Source organism: Abyssibacter profundi, from assembly GCF_003151135.1.
In the GTDB taxonomy this organism is placed as follows: Bacteria; Pseudomonadota; Gammaproteobacteria; order Nevskiales; family OUC007; genus Abyssibacter; species Abyssibacter profundi.
Genome location: NZ_QEQK01000014.1, coordinates 1 through 21,971 on the forward strand (window position 1 = coordinate 1; position 21,971 = coordinate 21,971).

A 21,971-nucleotide genomic window follows, 5' to 3' on the forward strand; every position below is an offset into this window, starting at 1 on the left:
TGACGAATCCACCGCGACGGCCAAGGCGACGGTGAGCGTGGGCGGGACGGGCAGCAACCCCGGTACGCCCAGCCAGCCGGCGGCTTCCACGGGTGGCGGCTCAGGTGCCCTGGGCGGTTTGTTGCTGCTGCCGCTGCTGGGCTTCGGTTTGGCCCGCCGCCGCGGCTAGTCCCCGCTGATGCGGACCTGCGGCGTGCTTGCCGCAGGTCCGGCTGCCTGACAACGCCCCGCCAGGATGATCTGGCGGGGCGTTTTTTATGTCGGGGGGCTGGTGCCGTCGAGCAGGTGTGCGGCGTGGGTTTGGAGCCAAGCCAGGGCATCATCGGCGTCCTGCTCGAACCAGGCCTGGGCCGAGCCCAAACGAAAACTGTAGCCCCAGGCATCCATGTCCGCCCAGGCACGCCGGCGTCCGAATCCGGTGATGCGGTCAGCCAGCAAGATCTGCAGATAGCAGACCGCGTTCTCCTCTGCATCGTCGCTGGCAGCGTCGGTGTGCAGGTGTCTCCGGCCGCGGGCTTGTGCGCACAGCCAGTGCCCACCTTCGTGCAGTACCGAGTGGATCGGCGTATCGGCTCGCAGGTAGAGCCGGTCGTCAATCAGACCGGCTTCCTCGTCCCCCCAGTAGCTGCCCGGGATGGGGTCATCCGCAGGGACTTCAATGAGCGTGAGACCGTGCGGCGAGAAGAGTGCGTTCAACTCCGCCCGCCGCACGTCCGCTACGGTGAGGACGGTTGTCGGTAGGCCGGCGGCCATGGGTCGTCGGTCTTGAGGTAGCGATCACGCAGCAGGGTCTGCCGGCTGGTCATCGATTGAAGGCGCCCCTCGATGATGACGGCCTCCGCCGCGGTGGTCAGCTCCAGCGGGTCGCCTGACCAGACCACGACATGAGCTCGCTGACCGGGCATGACGCCCGCTTGCGCATGCTGCAGGCCGTAAATCTTCGCCGGGTTCACCGTAATGGCCGCCAGGGCCGCATCCCAATCCAGGCCATGCGCCACGGCGTTGCCTGCCAGCTGCCGGATGTTCCGTGACTGATGTGACTCGCCATCCTGGGTGATGGCGATGAGCACGCCGGCCCGGTGCAGAATGGCGGCGGCATCGGCTCGCGCACCCAACTGCTCGAAATTGGCCGGGAGGTTGGCTGTTGGATCGAGAATCACCGGGACCGACGCATTCGCCAGCGCATCTGCCAGCATCCAGGCTTCGGTGCCGCCGGCAATAATCAGGCGTAGGCCGAAGGCTTCACCGAGGTCCAGTACAGCCTGAATGTCGGAGGCGCGATCAACCCGCGCGACCACGGGCAAGTCGCCAGAGAGTGCCTGTTGCAGCACTTCGCGAGCCGGGCGTCGCACCGCGTATCCGGGATTGGCCACGGCCTGCTGGGACTCGGGGAGAGCCGCCCAGGCCTGGGCGTCCTCCAGGGCCTCGCGTAATTGTCCGAGCGTGCCCGCGCGGGACCCACCGGCAAAATCGGCCCCGTGCTCGCCCAGAGTGACGAACAGTGCGGCACGTGGCTTGAGCACCACGTCACGCGCGGCGGCCAGATGCACGATGCTTCCCCGGCCGGCGAACAGGCTGCCGTCAGGTGTGCTGAGCCAGGCGGAGGGACTGGATGGGGCCACCATTGCGCGGGTGACGCCTTCAATGCGGTTAATCGGAAACAACGTGGACCGCGGATTAATGGCGCCGGTGATGTCGAAGGCAGCCCCGAGGTGGGCGCTTTCCGCCGCGGAGTCGACGGTTCCGGCGACGAGTTCCACCTCTTCGGTGCCCAGGTCGGACAGCGCATCGAATAGCCCAGGGGTTACGACTTTGCCTTTGCCCTCGATGCGGTGGGTGTCATCGCTGACGGCTAGCTTGGGTCCAAGAGCGGCAATCTTGCCGTCGCGGATTAGCACGGTGGCCCGGTCCAGGGTGCCGGCTTCGCCCAGGCTGTGCACGGTTGCTCCGGCAATGGCCAGAGGCTCGGCGGCGCTGGCGCTACCCAGGGCCAGACCGGAGGCGCAGGCCAGTGCGATATGCAAGTGGGTGCGGCTCACGAGTTCACCTCCAGAATGCCGAGTTTGAAGTCCCGCTGTGGTTGGCGGCTGGGGTCATGCCGGTCGTAGACACGGGCGCCATCGATAAAGACCTGGTCGGCCAGGGTATAGACCGAGAAGGGGTCGCCAGACCAGATGACCACATCGGCCATCTTGCCGGCCTCGAGCGTGCCGGTACGATCCAAGATGCCCAGGGCCTTGGCGGGATTCGCCGTGACCCATCGGATGGCCTGCTCCGGTGCGATGTCCAGGCCGGCGCGGTTGCCGGCCGCCATGGCCTTGGCCGCCTCCTGATTCAGGCGCTGGATGCCGTATTCGTCATCCGAGTGCACGATCGCACAGCCCTTGGCTGGCGCATCGACCATGGCGATGTTCTCGCGAATGCCGTCGAAGGCTTCCATCTTGAAGCCCCACCAGTCCGCCCACAGGGCCGCACAGACTTCGCGCTCGGCCAGCAGGTCCGCGATCTTGTAGGCCTCGACTGCATGGTGGAAGGCGGTGATCTTGTAGCCAAACTCGTCGGCGATCTCGAGCATCGTGGCCATCTCGTCACCGCGGTAGCAGTGGTTGTGGACCAGAATGTCGCCGCGCAGCACGCCAGCCAATGTTTCCAGTTTCAGGTCACGCTGTGGTTTGTCGGCCGGGTCGGCCTCCTCGCCGAGGGCCAACCAGTCGTCCCATTCCTGACGATAGGCCTCGGCCTCGATCCATGCCGATCGATAGCCATAGACATTGCCCATGCGGGTATATGGGGTTTGGCGGCCTGGGCCGTAGACGCGTTTGGGGTTTTCTCCGCAGGCCATTTTCAGGGCGTGGGGTGCCCCCGGGAACTTCATGGCCTGATAGGTCACGGCGGGGACATTCTTGAGGGTGACGCCGCGGCCACCGAACAGATTGGCCGAGCCTGGGAGGATGAGCATGGATGTCACACCGCCGGCCAGCGCGGTATCAAACCCTGGGTCTTGCGGCCACACGGCGTGCTCGGCCCAGACGCCGGCGGTGTTGTTGCCGGTGATCTCATTGCCGTCGAAATGTGGACCAACCGACGGCGAGGGATAGACGCCCAGGTGCGAGTGCGCGTCGATTAAACCGGGGGTCACCCAGCGTCCCTCGGCATCGATGCGGACTGCATCGCGCGGGGCGGACACCCGGGTGCCGATGTCGGCAATCCGGCCATCGCGCAGCAGCACACTGCCGCCGTCGATGCGCTCGCCGGTGCCGGTCAGCACGGTGGCGTTTTCTATCAATGTCGTCTTTGACGGCAGGGGCTGATAGGTGGATGCGAACGGCGTCCGTTCTGTGTCCTGTGGGTCCGTGGAACTGCCGCAGGCAGCCAGCAACAAAGTGACCAGGGGCGCAACAAGCCAGCGCGATGACATAGGTGAATTCCGCAGGGAGCGATGGTGGCAGCGTAACCGAGCCGCCAGCCTGGGGTGAAGCCTGTTGAATCCGCCTCCACTTGGCCGGTTGTGGGAATCTTCTGCCAACCGGCTGATTTGTCGGGGTAAACGGCGAGCTTGGCGGTATCTTTGCGTGTAACCAAATCGTAAAGTTATCGGTGAACGCCTGACATCGCATCGGGCGGCGTTCCGGAATCTTGCGCCGGAACCGACAACATCATCCTTCACAAAACCGCAGCCAGTCGGCCAGGCCGACAGTGTGGCTGCACGGAGAACTTGGTCATGGGGTTCGCTATTCGTCCTTTCGCGGCGGTGCTGTCTGCCAGTGCCGCCCTGCTCATGTCTGTGCCAGTAGCGCAGGCTTCGGAACCGCCGTCACAGGACGTGACCGCGCCCACCAACATCGGCGACACGCTGGTGGTCGAATGGACCGGCACCGCCCTGGCGGGAGCCAGCGGTGCGGCCACCAATGCCTGTACCCAGGGGACCGACGATTCACATGACATCGTCCTGGCCCTGCCTGACGACTACTACGATGGTCGCTCGCTCATCGCGGACTTTCATATCGAGTGGCCGGTGGGCACCAATGTCGGCATCGTCACCGACCCCGATCTGGTCCTGACCGTCTTCCAAGATGGCGCGGCGTTGGGATCCAGCGATGGCGGGTCGCCGGAGGAGAACGTTCGCGTGGTCGACCCCGCGGCAGGGACGCTGACGGCGGTCGTCTGCCCCTTTTTCGCCAGTGCGACGACAGATTACACCGCGAGCCTGACGCTCACCGTCGAGGGTGAGGCGGCCTGCGTCGCAGCGCCGACCAAGGCCATTGCGGCGGCATCACCCGTGCCCGCCTCCAGCGGTGCCACCGGTCCGGAAACCTTGCGCATCCGCAACTTCGACAAGTTCCTGGCCGAGGACGCCACCAGTCTATCCGCCGTGCCGACCACGGGATTTGCGGGTCGGCTGCAGCACGCCCAGTTTGATCGTCAGTTGGGCGTGCCGACGTTCCTGTGGGCCGAAGCCAATGCGCCCAGCGCCTCTGTGGGCGCGCTTGCCAGCGACCGAGACATCATGATCGCCAAGGCGCGTGCGCATCTACGGCACGAGTCCAAGCTGCTCAATCTGACGGATGCGCTCATCGATGAAGCCGAGGTCAGCTTCGCCGGCTTTAACGGAGCGGGCCCGGCTGTCGTACGTTTCCGCCAGCGGGTGGGAGGCCTGGAAGTCTTCCAGCGCTATATCAATGTGCTGCTGGACCGCAATCTGGATCCGGTGGCGGTGTCGGGTTACTTCGCGACCGCGTTCGATCCGGTCGAGGTCGCCAATCACAGCACCACGCGCTCGGCGGCCCAGGCGATTGCCGCGGCCTGGGGCACGTTGGGTGGCGTGATAAACGTCCTGGATCTTGTGCCCGAGGAGATCGACGGCGAGTACACCTGGTTCTCGCTGCCCGCCCTGTCGGGTTCGCATGCGCTGGAACGACGTCCCCGCGTGCGGTCCATGTACTACCCGCGGGCCAACACGCTGGAACCGGCGTTCTATGTCGAACTGTTCAGCCGCACCCGTTCCGGTGGTGCGCTGAGCGCGTTTGCCTTTGTGGTCTCGGCGCAGACCGGCGAAATTCTGCATCGCAAGAACCTGGTGAGCGATGCCACGTTCACCTACCGCGTGTTTGCGGACACGGTGGCGCCCTTCACGCCCTTTGACTCCCCGCTTGGCAACGAGCAGACACCCTTCCAAGGTGCCGGGCCCGATGTCGAGGTCCCGCGCATCCCGGCATCCGATGTGCTGGTGACGCTGGAGTCCGGTCCCATTAGCACGGGTGATCCGTGGCTGACGGAAGACGCCACCCAGACCATTGGCAATAACGTCGAGGCCTGTATCGATGCGGTCGATACGCCGGTGTCGGGCATCATTTCCAACCCGCTGAACATCTGCACCGAGATCACCCAGGACACGCCGGATATCTACGCACCGACTAACGGTGAGCGGACATTCGACTACACGGTGACACCCGATGGCGACCCCAGCGAGCAGGAAGCCCAGTACGGTGCCATCGTCAACATGTTCTACATGGTCAACTGGATGCACGACTGGTGGTACGACCATGGCTTCGATGAGCAGTCGGGCAATGCGCAGATGGTCAACTACGGACGGGGCGGGGCCGAGGGTGACCCGATCCTGGCCCAGGGCCAGGATGCCTCTGGCCGTAACAATGCCAACATGGCAACGCCGGCTGACGGTTCGTCGCCGACCATGCAGCAGTACCTGTTCGATGGCGAACTCAACGGCGAGGTCAAGCAGCTGACGCCGGAGGAACTGGAGTCGTTCAACTTCACCGGCGCTTCCTTCGGGCCATCGACCTTCGATGTAACCGGCACGGTCGTCCCGGTTAGCGATGGCGTGGGTGATTCCGATACCGATGGCTGCGGCCTGACCGATCCCCTGCTGGGCCTGGTCAGCACGCCGGGCGTGCCCCAGCCGAGCCTGGCGGGCAACATCGCCCTGGTCGATCGCGGTGGCTGTGCGTTCACGACCAAGGCGCAGTTCGCACTGGTCTCGGGCGCTTCGGCCATGGTCGTGGTCAACAATGTGGACACGGCTCCGATCACCATGGGGAACGGCGATGTACCGATCGTGCCGGTGCCGACCAGTCCGACGGATCCGCTCTATCAGATCCCCTCGGTGATGATCAGCAAGGCCGATGGCCAAATCATCAAGGACAATCTGGCGGCCGGCGAGGTGACCATGCGTGTCAACCGCGAGGAATCCATCGACTCCGACGGCACGCTGGACAACCAGATCATCGCGCATGAGCTGTTCCACTACGTGCATCACCGGCTGACCGACTCCAGCAACCAGCAGGCTCGCGCCATGTCCGAGGGCTGGGGCGACATCAATGCCTTCATGCTGTCGGCCCGGGCGGATGATGCCAACGCGCCGTTCAACGAGAACTATTCCGGTGCCTATTCACTGGCCGGCTATGTGACGCACAACTTCTGGTCGGGAATCCGTCGTGCGCCGTACTCGACTGAGTTCTCGCGTAATGCCTTCACCTTTAAGCACATTGCCGATGGTGAGCCGACGCCGGATGGTGGCGATGGGGCCACGAACTCGGCCGTGCACAGCTCGGGGGAAATCTGGGCCAACATGATGTGGAACTGCTACGCCGGTCTGATCAACGACCCGCGACACAGCTTCGACGAAGCCCAGTCCCGGATGAAGGACTACATCATCGGCGGCTTCAAAATGACGCCGGCCAACGCGACGTACACAGAAGCCCGTGATGCCGTGTTGTCGGTGGTCCTCGCCAACGACTACCAGGACTTCGAAGCCTGCTCCAATGGCTTTGCCGAGCGCGGCGCTGGCCTGTTCGCCGTGTCACCATCGCGTGACAGCGCCGATCATGTCGGCGTGGTGGAGGACTTCACACCGTTCGTCTGCGAAGCCAGCCAGGGCGGTGGCGATGGCGGCAGTGACGGCGGGGACCGCGTCGCGCCGACCGGGTCCAGCGGCAGTCTGGGTCTGGGCGTGCTCGGGGTCTTGTTGCTGATGAGCCTGCTGTTCACCGGGCGTCGATTCTCGCAGTCGCGTTTCAACATTTAACGCCTGATAGCCAACCAGCCGGGCGCTGAGTCATCAGCGCCCGGCTTTTTTGTGCCCGCAGTGAGGCAATGAGGCGACACGGGTTCGCAGTTTGTGACCAGGCTTGGCACCTCGAAGTCACAGGCTGCCTGCTGTTCAACTGAACGGGTCTGCGGTGCCGCCGGTCCTGTGTTGTGCGGCAGCGGTCGGGCGCATGTGCAGCGATTGGCATTAAACCCGCATGCTGGTCGCCATCTGGGGCATCCTGACGCGAAGGGAGCGGGATGATGCGAGTGTTATTCGCGCTGCTACTGGGCAGCGTGTTCATGGTGGCCTGCTCAGGCGACTACAGCGGGGGCGATGGGGCAACGGCCCCCGGAGCAGGTGCCGGTGGGGGTGGCGAGGATGTGCCGCTGAACCTGGCGGGACGTGATCAATACCTTGCCCAATGCGCATCCTGTCATGGCGGCGACGGACAGGGCACGCCGTCCGGGCCCACACTGGTGGGCTGTGCGACCTGTGGCAGCGTGGACTCGCTTGCCAGCCGGATCGGCAACACCATGCCGCTGGCCGATCCTGCGCTGTGCGGGGACGCCTGCGCCACGAACACGGCGGAGTACGTTCTCGCCGCGTTCAATACCGCATTCGACGATACCGCCGCGAAGGCGGTGCTGGCGGAAATCGTACCGGCCGACCCGGTGGTCACCCTACGCAAGGCCACCCTGAATCTGGCCGGTCGTCTGCCGACCGCCGCTGAGATTCACAATGTCGAGACGGGCGGTGAGGCCGAGTTGGTCCAGGTGCTCGACGTGCTCATGCGTGAGGATGCGTTCTACCAGCGGCTGATCGAGATCTACAACGACGACCTGCTGCAAAACAAATACCTGGGCGGCGAGAACGCCGTGAACCTGTTGCGGGCCAGCGATTTTCCACAACGTCGCTGGTATCGGGACCTGGGTCTGGACACCGAAGACAGCGACCAGCGGGCCTTGTTCGACTATCTCAAGGCCCAGACCAACGACGCCGTGGCCCAGGAGGCGCTGCGTCTGGTCGAGTACATCGTGCGCAACCACCGGCCGGTGACCGAACTGCTGACCGCCGACTATATGGTCGCGAACTACTACTCGGCGCGTGCCTACGGTGCGGAGCATCAGCAGGCCTGGCGCCGGCTGCCGGAGCCGCCGTTCCCCGAGTATCCCTACGACCCTGATGATTACCGGCCGATCCGCATCGCCAATGCCGACTACGGTGAGATTCCGCATGCCGGTGTGCTGACCTCGGCCATGTTCCTGAATCGGTTCCCGACCACCGAGACGAATCGCAACCGCCACCGGTCGCGCATGGTGCACGCCCTGTTCCTGGATACCGATGTGTTGCAGCTGTCTGGGGTGCGCCCCGGTGAGGCGGTGGACCTGGACAGTGCCACCCCCACATTGGACAACCCCGCCTGTTCGGTTTGCCATACGGTGGTGGACCCCGTGGCTGCGGTTTTCCAAAACTGGAATTCGCGTGGGCAGTACCAGCCGAGCCGGCTGAATGGTGGCTGGCATTCCGACATGGAAGCCCGCGGTTTTAACGGCGCGGCCATGCCGCTGGCCGGCAACGTCGACCGGTCGGTGGCGTGGCTAGGTGAGGTCATGGTGCAGGACCCTCGATTCGCTCGGTCGGTGGTCAAGCGTCTGTTCCGCGGGCTGACCGGCCAGGTGCCGTTGCCGGTGCCGGCGGCCGATGTGCCTGCCGATGCCCCCGAACGGCTGGCCTATCAGGCCCAGACCGTCCATTTCAACGCGCTGCGTGATGCCCTGATTGCCGCTGACTACCGCATCGAACCGGTGATACGCGGGATCGTGCTGGGCCCTTATTTTCGCGCGGATGCGATCCGGTCCGATGCGGCCTCGACGGTTGCGGTCCATCAGCACAGTGGCAGCGAGCGGCTGCTGACACCCGAAATGCTGCATCGGAAGATCGAGGCAACGCTGGGACTGGCCTGGGAGCGCTGGGGGCACCCCCGCCTGACCAGTCGGCGCGGCGACAGTCTGGCGGTTCTCTACGGCGGCATCGACTCGGACAATGTCATTACCCGCATCGTCGAGCCCAATGGGCTGATGGCCTCGCTGCAACAGCGCATGGCGCATGAAATGGCCTGTGCGGTGACCGCACGCGACTTTTTCAGGGCGCGGGAGCAACGACGGTTGTTCTTGCACGTCGATCATGAGGACAGCCTGCTGGACGAGGCGGGCAGCATCGATCCGATCGTTCGCCCGCGGGTGGAGCAGACGTTGCAGCATTTGTTCTGGTCGCTGCTGGGTCTGCAGCTGGACCCGGGGGATCAGGAGATCCAGCGGGTGCTGAACCTGATGGTCGAGGTGCAGTCACTGGGGCGGTCGGAGTACGACGACCGTATCAACTACAGCTGTGACCTGACCCGGCATCCCGACACCGGTGAGGACCTGCCCAGCGAGGACAAGATCACCCGCGACCCGACGTACATGCTGCGGACCTGGCAGGCGGCACTGGTCTACCTGCTCACTGACTATCGTTTCGTCTACGAATGAGGCCGGCACCATGAATCGACGCGACCTCTTGCAGCTGCTGGGCTCTGCGGGCCTGGCGACCATCGCCCCGCTGGGTTCGACAGCCCGCGCCCAGTCTGCGCCCAACCGCCACTTCGTGTTCGTCAATGCCGGTGGGGGCTGGGATCCGACCAGTCTTTGCGATCCGAAGGGCCATGCGGAGCGGCCCGATGGCCGCGGCCCGGTCAATCACTATCGTGCCGACCAGATCGGTACCGTCGGTGGCACGGATCTCCGCTACGCGCCGTTCCCCGATCCCGAGTTGGCGACCTCGACCCTGCGTGACGACAACCCCATCACCAGTTTTGATGCCTTTTTTCAGGATGTCGGGCCTGAGTTGCTGGTCATCAACGGGATCGACACCGAGACCAACAATCACGACACCGGCTCCCGCACCGTTTGGAGCGGCTCGGAAGCGCAGAACCAGCCGGCGTTGGCGGCGCTGATTGCCCAGGCCCAGGCGCCCGACAGTCCGTTGGCGTTCATCAGTAATGGCGGCTACGACTATGCCAACGGGCATATCGCGCCGACGCGACTGTCGGGCACCAGCGTGTTCCGGGAGCTGTCGCATCCGAATCGCTCGAACACGAACGACAATGCCGATCTCGCCAACGAGCAGACATATTTTTTGCCCGATGCCGTCGATGCGGCCATTGCCCGCGCCCGCGCGGATCGCATGGCGCGCCTGGCCCAGCAGTCGGCATTGCCGATGCGACGGGCGGCCGCCAATGCCCTCTTTACGGTGCAGGGCGGCGATAGCAGTCTGTCGCGCCTGATCGAATTTCTGCCCGGTGACGTCTCCAGCGGTCTACGCGGTCAGGCCGAGCTGGCCGTTGCCGCGTTCCAGGCGCAGGTCGCCGTCTGCGCCAACCTGACCACCGGCGGTTTTGATACCCACGGCAACCATGATCGCGATGCCACCTATCGCATGGCGGTGCTGATCGATGGGGTGCATCACCTGTGGCGTAGCCTGCGTGATGCCGGCATTGCGGACCGCACGACCGTATTGATCGGCTCGGACTTCGGCCGCACGCCGTTCTATAACGACGGCAACGGCAAGGATCACTGGAACGCCACCAGCCTGATGGCGTTTGGGGCCGGGGTGGCGGGCGGTCGAGTCGTCGGTGGGACCGACGCCAACTTCACCGAGCGGCGCATCGACCCGACCACGTTGCGGGCCACCGACGACGGTGGCCTGCGCCTGCGGTTTGCCCACGTCCACCGCGCCGCCCGGCGCCTGGCGGCTGTCGATGGCAACGCCGTCGTTCGCGCTTATCCGCTGGACGCCGAGGATCTGGACCTGTTCGGCTAAGCCTGTCCGTTGCCGGGCGTGTGTCTAGCTGCGCGGGCCATCGCAGGCCGGCAGTGGCGTCTCGCCAGGCAGCATCCAGATCGGGCTGGAAAAGGCGATGGGTTGTCCGCTCTCGGCGTCGCGGATTCGCAGGAAGATGTAGGACTCGGCGTCCTCGACGGTCACCGATGTATTCAGCTGCGCCGTGGTCTCGACCGCCAACACGGTATTGCCCCTCGTCACCAGTTCAATCGTAGCCGGCAGGGGCGTGCCGGCCCGTCTGACCGATGCCGTCAAGTCTAGCTGGCGACCTGCCGGACGCCGTAGCCGTGACCCCATGGGCGCGCCGTCGATGCGGAAGTCGACGCGCAAATCCCCGTAGTGCTGCGCCGTGGCGTACATGCGCCGTGCCAGCAATGCCTCCTTGAGATCGAGGCGGTCGCGTGAGCGGGCGATGAGTACGGTTTTCGGCAAGCTGCTGGCGCCCCAGTCGGTGCCGTGGTGATCTTCGGAACTCACGGCGCCGACGTGCCAGCCCTGATCTAGGGCATGGGCGAGCCAGGAACCACCCGGCCCACCGGAATCGTACTCGGAGCCCTTTCCGAAGACTTCGAGGCCGACCGCGCGTTGATCCATGCCAGGGACATGCCGAAACCCGTTGAAGGCGTAGGCCGGGTCGCTGCCGCCGATTTCGCGGACGAAACTCTCGATGTCGTCCTCTCGCCCGGGGTGGTTAAAGCTGATCAGCGCGTCATCGCCTCCGCCAAACTGCGCCGGGTACATCAGCCATTGCCAGAAGTCGGCCATCGACACGGCGTAGCCAGGGGTGGTCTTGGCGTTGATGACGTGCTCGGAGAACAGCACGTTGATGTGCCCAAAGCGATCAGACGTCCACTCGAATCCACGAATGGCGGTGAAATCGGGCGTGGTCGCCGCGGCCACCTGCTCGGCCGTGGCCTGCCACTTGATAAAGGAATTCAGCGGGTCGTCATCATCGGCGATGACGCATTCAAGCAGCTGCTCCGAGGCGCAGTCACCGGTCACCGTTAACGGCAGGTGGGTGTTGTCCGAGTGTTCGGTGCTAATCGCAAAGTCGTATCCGCGCTCTGCAACCTGTGCAAACACGTCTGCGGGGCGGGTGTTAACGGTGCCGTCGGAGTAGCCCGTGTGCTCGTGTACGGCACCAATGTAATGCTCGAATCCACCGTCCTGATACAACGGATTGCAGGCTGTCGCCGGGGCATCAGGTGGCAAGCGCTCCAGCAGATAGCTGGGGTCGACGAGATTGCCCAGCAGATCGGCACAGGCCTGGGTGTCCAGATTGCCGAGACAGTCCAGCAGATCGGGGTCGGTCAAGATGAGCTCGGAGAAGGGGCAACCCGGCGTGGTCGGGCCTGCCGTGCAAAGTGCGAAGTTGGCGGGGTCGAGCAGATCAGCGGCTGGGCCAAGCGGGCAGCCAGCCTGCAACGGGTCGGTCAGGCAACTCAGCGGGTCGGGGGGCGGGGCGCTGCGCCTGTTGGCCGGCAACTCGATGTCGCGGGAGGCGCTGGCCAGACCGTCGCTGGCCGAGATGCGGAAGCGGAACCGGGTCTCCGCGTCTAATGCAGGCAGGGTGATCCCAGCCTGGGCGCTCTGGGCATCGCGAATGGCGACGGCAGGCGCTTCGCCGGGCAACTGTTCCCAGTTCAGTGTGATCGGGTCGGATTCCGGGTCGCTGACGCTGGCGGACAATACGATGTCATCGCCAGCGTAGCCGACGCTGGGGTCGGCCAGGGCCTCGTCCACGCTGGGCGCGGAGTTGGCCACCGGCAGAACGGTGACCGTCAGCTGATCCTCACCCTGGGCACCGGCATCATCTGTGGCAACCAGTGCAAAGACCAAGGCGGTTTGATCGGCGACGGTCGGGGCCACAAAGGTCGCGGTACCTGGCCCGGTAGATTCCAGCGTGACGGCGGGCTGGTCGAACCGGGGTTGCCATTGCAGGCTTACGATACTGCCGTCCGTATCGCTGGCGCTGCCACTGAGCATGACGGTGGAGCGGGCATCAACGGTCTGATCGTCTCCGGCTTCCACCACGGGCAAGGCATTGGCCACCACATCGAAGACCTCGACATCAACGCTGTCCTGGGCCTCGAAACCGCTGGAGTCGGTCGCGCTGAACCGAAACGTCAGTCGGGCGGTGGCTTCGACCTGCGGCGCGGTGATCAGCAGTCGGTTCTGGTCGGACGACCCGGACACGACGGCCGTGGGGCCGGCGACCTGCTCCCATCGCAGTCGACGAATCGACCGTCCACCTTGCGCCGTGGCGTTGCCGAAAAGTTCCAGCGATTCGCCTTCCTCCACCTGTTGGTCGTCGCCAGCCGAAACGTTGGGAGCCTGCGTGGCATCCGACCGATCCAACACGGTCAATTCCAGCGTGCTGCTGGCGAGGGCGCCGGCGTCATCCATCGCCTCGGCCGTGATGAGCAGACTGGAGCGTGTCTGGACCTCGGGCGCCGTGAAGCGGTAGAGCGTTCCATCGGCCTCCGGTGAGACAGGGCTGGCCGTACCGCCGGTCACCTGCCAGGTCAGTGCCTCGATGCGACCGTCGATATCCGAGGCTTCGGCGCGCAGCGTGACGGCATCGCCCTCCAGGACTTCGGCGGGCCCGAACACCGCAACCCGAGGTGGTGCATTGGTCACGGCGGCCGGCTCGGGATCGCCCCCAGCACAGCCGTGGAGCAGGATGACAGCTGCAGTCAGCAGCCAAGACGGTATTTGCTTCATTGTGAGGTTCCGGCCATCAAGGGAACGCCCCCTAGCGTGGCAAACACGCAGGCGGTTTTTGTTTAGCGAGAGCTTAACGCTGTTTGGTGACGGCTGGGTTGCAGGTAGCCAGAGATGCAACTTCAAGGCGCGGCCGCAGTCCGTTATCCATACACATTGTTCCCGCCGCCCCCCTGACACTTGACGCAGGAAGCGTCACGGCCCGGGCGGGCTGGGGCGTCAGGAGGATGCATGATCCGATGTCTAACCGGAGCCATTGTGCTGGCCTGTGTGCTGCCGGCATCCGCGGCCGATTGGTTTGTCAGCCCTGATGGGCCGCCTGAGGCCGAGGGCCGCTCGGTCAGTTCGCCGATGGGCAGCATTCACCGCGCGTTGGCGCGGGCGCAGCCGGGCGATACCGTTTATCTACTGCCGGGGGTGTACGAGCAGGACATCGAGACCCAGCGCGACGGGCGGCCGGGAGCCCCCATCACAATCGCCGGTCTGCGTGACGATGACCTGAAGAATCGCCACGCGGTGGTGTTACCCGCCACCGTAAAAGGTGCCGGCCGGGCGCGGGTGGTGCAGATTCGCCACAGCTATATCCATCTGCGCGATTTCACGGTCGACGGACTCCATGGTGACCCTGCTGATCCGGACAACATTCGCGACAAGCTGGTCTTCGTGCATAACGAGGAGCGCAAGGGCGGGCTGCGGGGCGTGCGTATCGAACGCATGATCCTCACCCACGCCGGCGGTGAGTGTCTGCGGCTGCGCCATTTCGTAACCGATAGCGAGATCGCCTACAACAGTATTAGCGACTGCGGGATGCACGACTTTCCCTTCTCGGCTGCCAGCAAGAATGGAGAGGCCATCTACGTGGGCACCTCGTTCAAGCAATGGGACGATGGCAAGAACCCGACGGATGGACCCGACGTGTCCACCCGCAATCGCATACACCACAACCTGTTGACCACGCGTGGCAATGAATGCGTGGACCTGAAGGAAGGCACCACCGGCAACGAGGTGTACGCCAATCACTGCACCGGCCAGCTCGACGCCAACTCGGCTGGCTTTAATTCTGCGGGCAACGGCAACCTGTTCCGCGACAACGTGGTGTATGGCAACGCCGGTTCAGGTTTTCGTTTTGGCAGCGATCGGTCGGGTTACGGCATCGATAACACCGCGATCGGCAATCGGGTCATGCACAACGCCCAGTTCGGCTTCAAGATCATGGACGAGCCCCAGGCCCGTCTTTGCGGGAATGTCCTGTCCAGCAATGGGAAGGGGGCGTGGTACTCGGATCGCGATGGGCGTCACGCGCCGGGCGCGCCCTGCTAGCGGCGTGGAGCGCGGGGCGCCGGCTGGATAGAATCCCGAGGGCATCGTCGCCTGCCTATCCGGATCTGCCGTGGCCTCTTCTTCCTGGCATCGAAACCCCGAGATGATCGTGGCGCTGTCGGCCCTCGTCGTCAGCATCTTCACCGTGGCGATTGGCGCCTACTCGGCATGGATCGATCGCAGTTACGCACGCGCCGCCGTGTGGCCCCGGCTGGAAGCCGGTCGGGGGTTCGACGGCGCCCAGTTCACCTACGTTGTTGCCAACCGTGGTACGGGGCCGGCGCTGATCCGACACGTACAGGTCGCCCTGGATGGCGAGCCGGTGGCTGACTGGTCGGGTTTGTTCGACCGTTTGGGTACACCGCAGCGGAGCTACTTGCAATCTCAGGTGTCCGGCCGGACGTTGTCCCCCAATCAAACCGTGGAAGCGCTGCGCATCGATGACCCCAGGCTGCTCACGGCGATGGTCGAGGCCAGTGCGGCAGGCCGGTTCGATGTGCGCCTCTGTTACTGCTCGATCTACGAACAATGCTGGGTCACCGACGGTGGCTTGCAGGCGCAGGAGGTGGCCAGTTGCACCGTCCCGGAGCACCAGCGCTTTATCCAGTAGGTCGGCCGTGAACCGGCCGGAAGGGAGACACGATGGAAATCTGTGAGGGCACGGTGTTCTTTGTGGACATGCGCAACTTCACCTTGTTGTGTTCGCGCATGGCCGGAAACTCGGACGAGGACCGCGTTGGGCCCTCAGGTCAGACGCAGTACGAGGAGCGGCTGAGCTTTCTCGTCAGTGAAATGACCGAGCTGTACGCGACCTGGCGAACAATCATCCGTGTGCACGTCGATGCCGGGCATATCGATCGCTATCTGTTCCAGGTGTTGGGCGACGGCGTCATGATCGCTGTCGATGGACCGCGGCATGCGCAGGTGGCGTTTAGCGCCGCCCAGGACATGGCGGCCAAGGTCCATCAGCGCTTGCGTGAATTCTCCAATCCTCGCATCGAGTCACTGGGTATTCGCCGTCGCGCAGACTGGCTGGATTTCGGGATTGGCATCTGCTCCGGGCAGTTCGCCTACGTCAAGGTGCCGGATGGCGGTCAGGAAGATGGGGATCGCTACACCATTCTCGGAACGGCAGCGAACTATGCCTCCCGTGTCGAAGAGGCCAATAAGGATCATTTCGATACGCGCATCACCATCGCCCAACCGACCGTTGATTTGTTATGCGCCGACGTCGGACTGGACCCGACAGCCTACCGGGCCATCGAGGACCACTTTGGCCTGCGCTATCTCTGGAAGCATCGTATGCAGGGCGTCAAGGCCATCGGGCTCTACATCTACCCGGTCACGACTGCCTAGGCCGCCATACGCTATCTGCAGGACGCTTTTGCCTGCCGTCTGCGGCATAGTCTTTCAGGGATTCGTCAGGGGCGGCTGCGTTCAGCAGGGGGAGATTGGGGATGGGGAAAGGCTTTGCACTGGTCGTCACGCTGTTCGCGATGAGCGTGGCTGGCGCCAGCGACCGCGTGGCGCTTTTGGTTTCGAATAGTGATTACGAGACGCTCCCGCAGCGGTCGTCGGAGGTTGCGACGGTCGAGGCGGCATTGGAGACACAGGGGTTTACCGTCACCTCGGTGCACGATGCGCCGCTCTTGGAGCTACTGGATGCCGTGGAGGCCTTCAAGCAGGCGAGCGCCAGTGCCGCCCAGGTTCTGGTGTACCTGGATGGTTATGCCGGAGCGGTCGATGGCGGCATGGTGTATGTCCCTCAGCAGGCCAGCCTGGCCAGCAAAGCCCGGCTGCCGTACGAAACCATCGGGCTGACCAGTTTCGCGGCAGCAGCCGAGCAAGCTGCGGAAACTGGCGTGGTCATTGTCAATGCCATTTCGCCACCGGAATCACTTGCACTGGAACCGGTTGCTTCGATCCCTGACGAGCCGTCAGTCGCCATGGTGGTCCATGCCGGTGCGGACTCCGGCGACCTACCCAACGCATTGGCGCGGGCATTAGACAGTGATCCGAAAACGTTGGGTGCTCTGCTAAGCAAGTTGGCCCCGCTCGGCGTTCGGGTGGCAGGGACCAGGGGCCGCCTGGGTCTGGCCTGGTCAGGTGCTGCGGAAGCGGCCGCATCGCTTAGCGGCGGGCTGTTTCTACCGCCCCCGCCCAGTCGATCCTCGCTGACCAAGGCACAGGACCAGGAGACGGTTTACTGGCAGTCATCGGGTTGCACGCAAGGCGAGGCGGCCGGCTGCAACGCTTATCTGCAGGCGTTTCCTGATGGTGTGTTTGCCTCGCTGGCCACACTGCGACTCGCCACCGCGGTGCTGGACTTCGAGATTGAAGCGACCGAAGCGCAGGGCACCGCCACCGAACAGAGTTCCGCGCGCTCTGGGCCGGGTGCTGAGTACCCGGAATTGGCGATCATCGACGTGGGCGATCGACTGGCGATTACGGGTGCGGTGACCGCCGTGCCGTGGTGGCGAGTACGTCTGGACAGCGGCCAGGTGGCCTTCGTGCCGCAGGCTGCGCTACCGGCTGGCTCTGCTCCAGCGGCGCCCGCTGATATGGCCGACCCGACCGTCGAGGCCGTCCGGACCTCGGTGGCCACCATCCCCGATGGTTTACCGGATCCGTCGCAGTGGCTGCGTTTTGGTGAGCCAGCGGGATCCTGCTCGGCTTGCGTGGAGCTAGTCGATGTCTCCAAAAGCCTGTCAAGAATCCAACTAACCTTACGGAACAAGTACTCGGATCAGGGGTTGCAGCGCCTGGATTACCGAAAGCCGCGACGACTCTGGATGGCCCGGACGGAAGTGACTTTCGATCAGTTCGATGCGTTCGCTCGGGCCACGGGGCAGCCTTTGCCCCATGACAGTGGTTGGGGACGCGGCCAACAACCGGTGATCAACGTGACGCACAAGCTCGCCACGGCCTACGCAGACTGGTTGTCATTGATGACCGGGGCGCAGGTTCGGCTGCCGACCGAATTCGAGTGGGAGGCCGCAGCGCGTGGCGGTGAACGCAGCCAGTACTGGTGGGGGCGTGACGTCGGCGACGGTCGGGCAGCCTGTCGGGAATGCGGCTCAACATGGGATGGGCGCCAGCCGGCTCCGGTCGCGTCATTCGACCCGAATCCCTATGGGTTGTACGACACGGCGGGCAATGTCTGGGAGTGGGTGGACGGATGCCGGAACGTTGGGGATTCCCAAGTCGACGTGAAGACCGCACCCAGCCGATTCCAATGCGATGAACCTTTGCATCTTGGCGGGTCCTGGAACTCACCTGCCCGGCACTTACAACCGAAGTATCGCTATCTGTCCTCTAATGCGAGAGAGAATCCCGATATCGGGTTTCGCGTGATCGTGACCGAGTACGAGTAGACCCTGTGTCCGTCTCAGAGTGCACGAGGTAGAAAATCGTCGACAAACGTCTCCGGGTCGATCAGTCGGAGCTGCCGTGTCGATAACTCAAGAGTTTCTGCTTCGACCGCACTCGATTGACGACCCAGCGATTGCGTGTGGGTTCCCAGTACATGTCGCAACCCTGTTCTGCAGCGAGCCGAATGGCCTGTTCGATGGTCATGATGACGTGTCTTTCTCACTCCGCTAACTAGCAGATCGTTGCGGAAGCGCCATGTCGAATCATGTCGAAGGGTGACAAGCGCTGCGGTCGAGGGCCCGCTATCGATCTGGAGTCAGGTTGGTGCCCTGTTGCGCACATGGCCCAGCCAGGTTGACGTTTGTCGACTCGACCGGGACCCGGTGACGACGCTAGGCGTGGCTCGCATCACGACCGCGTTCATAGAGCTTCGCTGCTGCGGTCCGCAAGGATGGAGGCGGCAATCGCCTCGCCCTTGGATTCCTCCACGAAGTGGCCTGTCTCGGGATAGAGGTGCAGGTCCTCGTCCAGCCGTGGCAGGGCGTCTCGCCATTGCTGGATGACGCTGGGCTTGGCGCAGGGGTCCCAGGCGCCGAAATGGCCGGAGACCGGGATGTTGCGTCCGGTCGGTCCCCAGTTGGCGGGCAGCGCCTGCTGGAGGGTCGCGTAGAACGCGTGATTGTCCTGCACGCCATGCCGGGCGTCGGTGTAGCGGTATCCATGGCCCCAGCAAGGTGTTTGCAACACATTGCGTTGGGAGCTGCGGGCGTTGGCCCGGCTGCGGAACTGCTCCGAGAAGACATGGCCCGCGGTGCCCGGCTCAATGGCACGCCGTACGAAACGCCATTGCATGCGTGCCGAGCGAGCCGCCAGGCGGATGAAGGGTTGGGGATCGGCGTCTTCCAACACCGTGGCCGCGACACCACCCCAGGTGGCGTCGGGCATCAGGCGAGGGAACACCGACCAGGGCATCCAACGCGCCGGCCAGTTGTTGTAGCGAATGCCATCTGGCGGCATCGGGAAGACGGTCGTGTTCAGCACAACCAAGCGCTCGACCCGGTCCATCATGCCGGCGAAGCTGCCAATGCCGATCGGGCCGCCCCAGTCGTGGACCACCAGCGTGATGTCCTGCAGGTCCAGGTGGCGGATCAGCTGGGCCAGATTCGCGGCGTGATGAACGTCGACCATCTCGAAGTCGGCCTGGTCCGATAGCCCGAAGCCAATGTGGTCTGGAATGACGATGCGCAGGGCTGCGCCAGATTCGATCAGGGCATCCCGGCAGCGTCGGTAGGTGTAGGAACATTCCGGGTTGCCGTGCACGAACAGCACCGTGCGGTCCGGACTGTCAGGACGGGTCTGGTGGTCGATGTAGAACAGCTGCTTGCCGGCATCCAGACCATCGGGAATCTGAAACCAGCGGTCAGCGCCGGCCGGGCAGTAGTCGTGGGGTGGCTGGCGCAGAGGAGTGTTTGAGGCAATTCGCATGATCACCGCCCGGGCGCGGGAATATGTTGGTCGATCAGGATGGCGTTGCCGTCCGGGTCCGTGAGGGCGATGTGCGCTGGGCCCTGTCCTTCCGGGTCCGCTGTGGTTGTGAGCGTCAGGCCGGCTTCCTGGAGTCGGGCCTGGATGCTGCGCACGTCCTCGAAACTCTCAACGGGGTTGCAGTGCTGATCCCAGCCCGGATTAAACGTCAGGACGTTGCCGTCGAACATGCCCTGGAACAAGCCGATGGTGTGCTCGCCGTTGCGGAGGATTAGCCAACCTTGTTCCATCTCTCCGGCGACTGGCTCAAATCCCAGCTCGCGGTAGAACGCGAGCGATGCCTTGATGTTCTTGACGGCAAGGCTGACTGAAAACGCGCCCAGTTTCATCGGCTGTGCTCCCATGGTTTGCGGCTGCTTGAGTGCACATCATGGAAGTGCTTTGCGCAGCGCGCCAGTCATCCGGCGGTTAGGCTGGCGCGGGTCCACGCGCACGGCTCAGTTGCCAGAGGCCGACACCGTGGAGCCCGCCCAGCGACAGGCAGATTAGAGAACTCCAAAGCCAGAACATCGGGCTATTACCCATGACGGGCTCTGCGACCCAGTACAGCCCGACCAGACCCCGCAGCAGATAAATGCCCGCAATCAGGCTGAGCGCCGTCCGTAGCAGTGGCAGCCTGGGCAGCAGTCCGGCCCCTGACCAGGCAACGACCGCCCAACTGGAGAGCACCAGCACGATGGCCGATGTCACCAGTGTGGGCATCACGTGACCGGCCTCGGCGAGTCGGGCCATGTGCTCCCCGGCGCCGAAGAATCGATACCAGGGCCCGCCAAACAAGATGCAGCCGATGTGCAGGAGTGCAGCGACTGCGTTGCAGGCGCCCGCGATGGCCAGAGTCCCCTGCACTATGGGTTCATCGGTGACATCAGCGATTGCGTCCGTACTGCTCATGACTGGTCACCCAGTCACCGGTGGCCACGGCTGCGGCCAGCGACAGTTCGCCTGCAAGGACGGTGGCGCCGATGATCTCGGCCAGCTTGAGTGATTTGCCCTGACCGTAGCAGTCCATCATCTCTAGGCACTCGCGCTGGCTGGGTAGGCCGGTGCCACCGCCGTAGCTGGCGCAGATCAGCGAAGGCAGGGTGATGGAGAAGTAGTAGCCATTGTCATCGGTCAGTTCGCCGACGGCTGCACCGACACAAGACTCCGCGACATTCGCGGCATCCTGGCCGGTGGCAATAAAGGTTGCGGTGATGCCATTGGCGGCATGGGCGCCGTTGTTCATGGAGCCGGCCATGAACGCGCCGGTCATCGACATGATGCGGCGCTGGTACAACGACTTGCTGTCGATGCCCATGATCTCGCGCATGAGCTTGTCCGGCACCGTGCATTCAGCAATCACCCGCTTGCCGCGACTATGCAGGAAATTGACCTGTGATGGCTTCTTGTCCGTGTCCATATTGCCGGACAGCGAAAAGCGTTCCACCGCGTAGGGCGTGTTAGCCAAAATCCACTGACAGGCCGCGTGCGTGGCTTTGCCACACATGTTCTGGCCGGCGGCGTCGCCCGTGGTGTAGTTGAATCGCAGGTAGAGAAAGCGCGCGGCGGCGTAATGCTCGATATCACGCAGTTTGCCGACACGGGTCGTGGCTTCGGCGGCATCGCGAATGGCGGGCATCTGCTCTTTGATCCACAGCCCGAAGCGCTTGGCGGTCTGGGCATTGTCGAACGCGAAAACCGGTGCGCGCTGCATGGCGTCGTCGGCGACCGTCACCGTCACGCCACCAGCCTCGCGGGTCAGTCGCATGCCGCGGTTGTAGCTGGCGACCAGCGTGCCCTCGGCGGTGGCCATGGGGACATAAAACTCCCCCTGGGCATGCTCGCCATTGACACGCACGGGCCCCGCGACGCCCAGCGGTACCTGCGACACGCCCATGAAATGCTCGCAATTGCCCTTCACCGCTTCGGGATCGAAGCTGTAGCTGCCGGCGTGCTTGAGTTCAACACCTGTTTGCTCCCGGACAAAATCGCGCCGCATGCGCGCTGCCTCCGGGGAGTAATCATTGGTCCGATCGCGGGGGATGCGGTGTCGATCGACCTGGTGGGATGTGCTCATGACCTGTCTCCTCTGTTGTCGCGGCCT

General features: G+C 64.1%; 16 protein-coding genes. 7 read left to right on the forward strand and 9 right to left on the reverse strand.

The window, feature by feature from the left end; genetic code table 11:
• Positions 1–255: 255 nt before the first annotated feature.
• Genes DEH80_RS14165 through DEH80_RS14175 form a run of 3 tightly spaced genes read right to left on the reverse strand, consistent with a single transcriptional unit; the run spans position 256 to position 3,418 of the window.
• A complete protein-coding gene (locus tag DEH80_RS14165; protein ID WP_207774614.1) occupies positions 256–696 on the reverse strand; it encodes a hypothetical protein in 441 nt (146 codons plus the stop codon).
• Between the two features lie 20 nt (positions 697–716).
• Entirely contained in the window at positions 717–2,039 is a 1,323-nt protein-coding gene (locus DEH80_RS14170; RefSeq protein ID WP_109721171.1) for an amidohydrolase family protein, read from the reverse strand.
• On the reverse strand, positions 2,036–3,418 hold the full coding sequence (locus DEH80_RS14175) for an amidohydrolase (protein ID WP_109721172.1): 1,383 nt from the start codon (positions 3,416–3,418) through the stop codon (positions 2,036–2,038). The genes DEH80_RS14170 and DEH80_RS14175 overlap by 4 nt, the downstream gene beginning before the upstream one ends.
• 303 nt (positions 3,419–3,721) lie before the next feature.
• Here DEH80_RS14175 and DEH80_RS14180 point away from each other — a divergent pair, with 303 nt between their 5' ends.
• The 3 genes from DEH80_RS14180 (at position 3,722) to DEH80_RS14190 (ending at position 10,906) form a co-directional block, all read left to right on the forward strand.
• A complete protein-coding gene (locus tag DEH80_RS14180) occupies positions 3,722–7,042 on the forward strand; it encodes a M36 family metallopeptidase (RefSeq protein WP_109721173.1) in 3,321 nt (1,106 codons plus the stop codon).
• Positions 7,043–7,305: 263 nt separating this feature from the next.
• Positions 7,306–9,576, forward strand: a complete 2,271-nt coding sequence (locus tag DEH80_RS14185; protein WP_109721174.1) for a DUF1592 domain-containing protein — start codon at positions 7,306–7,308, stop codon at positions 9,574–9,576.
• Positions 9,577–9,586: 10 nt separating this feature from the next.
• On the forward strand, positions 9,587–10,906 hold the full coding sequence (locus DEH80_RS14190) for a DUF1501 domain-containing protein (RefSeq protein ID WP_109721175.1): 1,320 nt from the start codon (positions 9,587–9,589) through the stop codon (positions 10,904–10,906).
• A 24-nt stretch (positions 10,907–10,930) separates the two neighbouring features.
• Here DEH80_RS14190 and DEH80_RS14195 read toward each other — a convergent pair whose 3' ends face one another.
• Entirely contained in the window at positions 10,931–13,651 is a 2,721-nt protein-coding gene (locus tag DEH80_RS14195) for a PKD domain-containing protein (protein WP_109721176.1), read from the reverse strand.
• Positions 13,652–13,882: 231 nt separating this feature from the next.
• Here DEH80_RS14195 and DEH80_RS14200 point away from each other — a divergent pair, with 231 nt between their 5' ends.
• The 4 genes from DEH80_RS14200 to DEH80_RS14215 all read left to right on the forward strand — a co-directional run bounded on the left by DEH80_RS14200 (position 13,883) and on the right by DEH80_RS14215 (position 18,345).
• Positions 13,883–14,971, forward strand: coding sequence for a right-handed parallel beta-helix repeat-containing protein (locus DEH80_RS14200; RefSeq protein WP_109721177.1), 1,089 nt, complete (start codon positions 13,883–13,885; stop codon positions 14,969–14,971).
• 70 nt (positions 14,972–15,041) lie between these two features.
• On the forward strand, positions 15,042–15,581 hold the full coding sequence (locus DEH80_RS14205) for a hypothetical protein (protein ID WP_133249253.1): 540 nt from the start codon (positions 15,042–15,044) through the stop codon (positions 15,579–15,581).
• A gap of 32 nt (positions 15,582–15,613) precedes the next feature.
• Positions 15,614–16,327, forward strand: coding sequence for an adenylate/guanylate cyclase domain-containing protein (locus tag DEH80_RS14210; protein ID WP_109721179.1), 714 nt, complete (start codon positions 15,614–15,616; stop codon positions 16,325–16,327).
• A gap of 101 nt (positions 16,328–16,428) precedes the next feature.
• Positions 16,429–18,345 carry an SUMF1/EgtB/PvdO family nonheme iron enzyme gene (locus DEH80_RS14215; protein ID WP_207774615.1) on the forward strand — a complete coding sequence of 639 codons (1,917 nt, stop codon included), beginning with the start codon at positions 16,429–16,431 and terminating at the stop codon, positions 18,343–18,345.
• 61 nt (positions 18,346–18,406) lie between these two features.
• Here the strand turns inward: DEH80_RS14215 and DEH80_RS17380 are convergent, their stop codons facing one another.
• The 5 genes from DEH80_RS17380 to DEH80_RS14235 all read right to left on the reverse strand — a co-directional run bounded on the left by DEH80_RS17380 (position 18,407) and on the right by DEH80_RS14235 (position 21,944).
• On the reverse strand, positions 18,407–18,547 hold the full coding sequence (locus tag DEH80_RS17380) for a hypothetical protein (RefSeq protein WP_165831481.1): 141 nt from the start codon (positions 18,545–18,547) through the stop codon (positions 18,407–18,409).
• A gap of 216 nt (positions 18,548–18,763) precedes the next feature.
• Positions 18,764–19,828: an alpha/beta fold hydrolase gene (locus DEH80_RS14220; RefSeq protein WP_109721180.1), complete on the reverse strand. Its 1,065-nt coding sequence runs from the start codon at positions 19,826–19,828 to the stop codon at positions 18,764–18,766.
• Between the two features lie 2 nt (positions 19,829–19,830).
• Entirely contained in the window at positions 19,831–20,232 is a 402-nt protein-coding gene (locus DEH80_RS14225) for a VOC family protein (RefSeq protein ID WP_207774616.1), read from the reverse strand.
• 64 nt (positions 20,233–20,296) lie between these two features.
• Positions 20,297–20,779 carry a hypothetical protein gene (locus DEH80_RS14230; protein ID WP_207774617.1) on the reverse strand — a complete coding sequence of 161 codons (483 nt, stop codon included), beginning with the start codon at positions 20,777–20,779 and terminating at the stop codon, positions 20,297–20,299.
• The gene (locus tag DEH80_RS14235; RefSeq protein ID WP_109721182.1) at positions 20,754–21,944 is read right to left on the reverse strand and encodes a hydroxymethylglutaryl-CoA reductase; all 1,191 of its coding nucleotides are present in this window, start codon (positions 21,942–21,944) and stop codon (positions 20,754–20,756) included. The genes DEH80_RS14230 and DEH80_RS14235 overlap by 26 nt, the downstream gene beginning before the upstream one ends.
• Positions 21,945–21,971 lie beyond the last annotated feature (27 nt).

What these genes read in the sequence shown, in the direction of transcription:
- DEH80_RS14175 (WP_109721172.1), bottom strand. Translation starts at nt 3,418, where the DNA reads ATGTCATCGCGCTGGCTTGTTGCGCCCCTGGTCACTTTGTTGCTGGCT.
- DEH80_RS14180 (WP_109721173.1), top strand. Translation starts at nt 3,722, where the DNA reads ATGGGGTTCGCTATTCGTCCTTTCGCGGCGGTGCTGTCTGCCAGTGCC.
- DEH80_RS14185 (WP_109721174.1), top strand. Translation starts at nt 7,306, where the DNA reads ATGATGCGAGTGTTATTCGCGCTGCTACTGGGCAGCGTGTTCATGGTG.
- DEH80_RS14190 (WP_109721175.1), top strand. Translation starts at nt 9,587, where the DNA reads ATGAATCGACGCGACCTCTTGCAGCTGCTGGGCTCTGCGGGCCTGGCG.
- DEH80_RS14195 (WP_109721176.1), bottom strand. Translation starts at nt 13,651, where the DNA reads ATGAAGCAAATACCGTCTTGGCTGCTGACTGCAGCTGTCATCCTGCTC.
- DEH80_RS14200 (WP_109721177.1), top strand. Translation starts at nt 13,883, where the DNA reads ATGATCCGATGTCTAACCGGAGCCATTGTGCTGGCCTGTGTGCTGCCG.
- DEH80_RS14210 (WP_109721179.1), top strand. Translation starts at nt 15,614, where the DNA reads ATGGAAATCTGTGAGGGCACGGTGTTCTTTGTGGACATGCGCAACTTC.
- DEH80_RS14215 (WP_207774615.1), top strand. Translation starts at nt 16,429, where the DNA reads ATGGGGAAAGGCTTTGCACTGGTCGTCACGCTGTTCGCGATGAGCGTG.
- DEH80_RS17380 (WP_165831481.1), bottom strand. Translation starts at nt 18,547, where the DNA reads ATGACCATCGAACAGGCCATTCGGCTCGCTGCAGAACAGGGTTGCGAC.
- DEH80_RS14220 (WP_109721180.1), bottom strand. Translation starts at nt 19,828, where the DNA reads ATGCGAATTGCCTCAAACACTCCTCTGCGCCAGCCACCCCACGACTAC.
- DEH80_RS14225 (WP_207774616.1), bottom strand. Translation starts at nt 20,232, where the DNA reads ATGGGAGCACAGCCGATGAAACTGGGCGCGTTTTCAGTCAGCCTTGCC.
- DEH80_RS14230 (WP_207774617.1), bottom strand. Translation starts at nt 20,779, where the DNA reads ATGAGCAGTACGGACGCAATCGCTGATGTCACCGATGAACCCATAGTG.
- DEH80_RS14235 (WP_109721182.1), bottom strand. Translation starts at nt 21,944, where the DNA reads ATGAGCACATCCCACCAGGTCGATCGACACCGCATCCCCCGCGATCGG.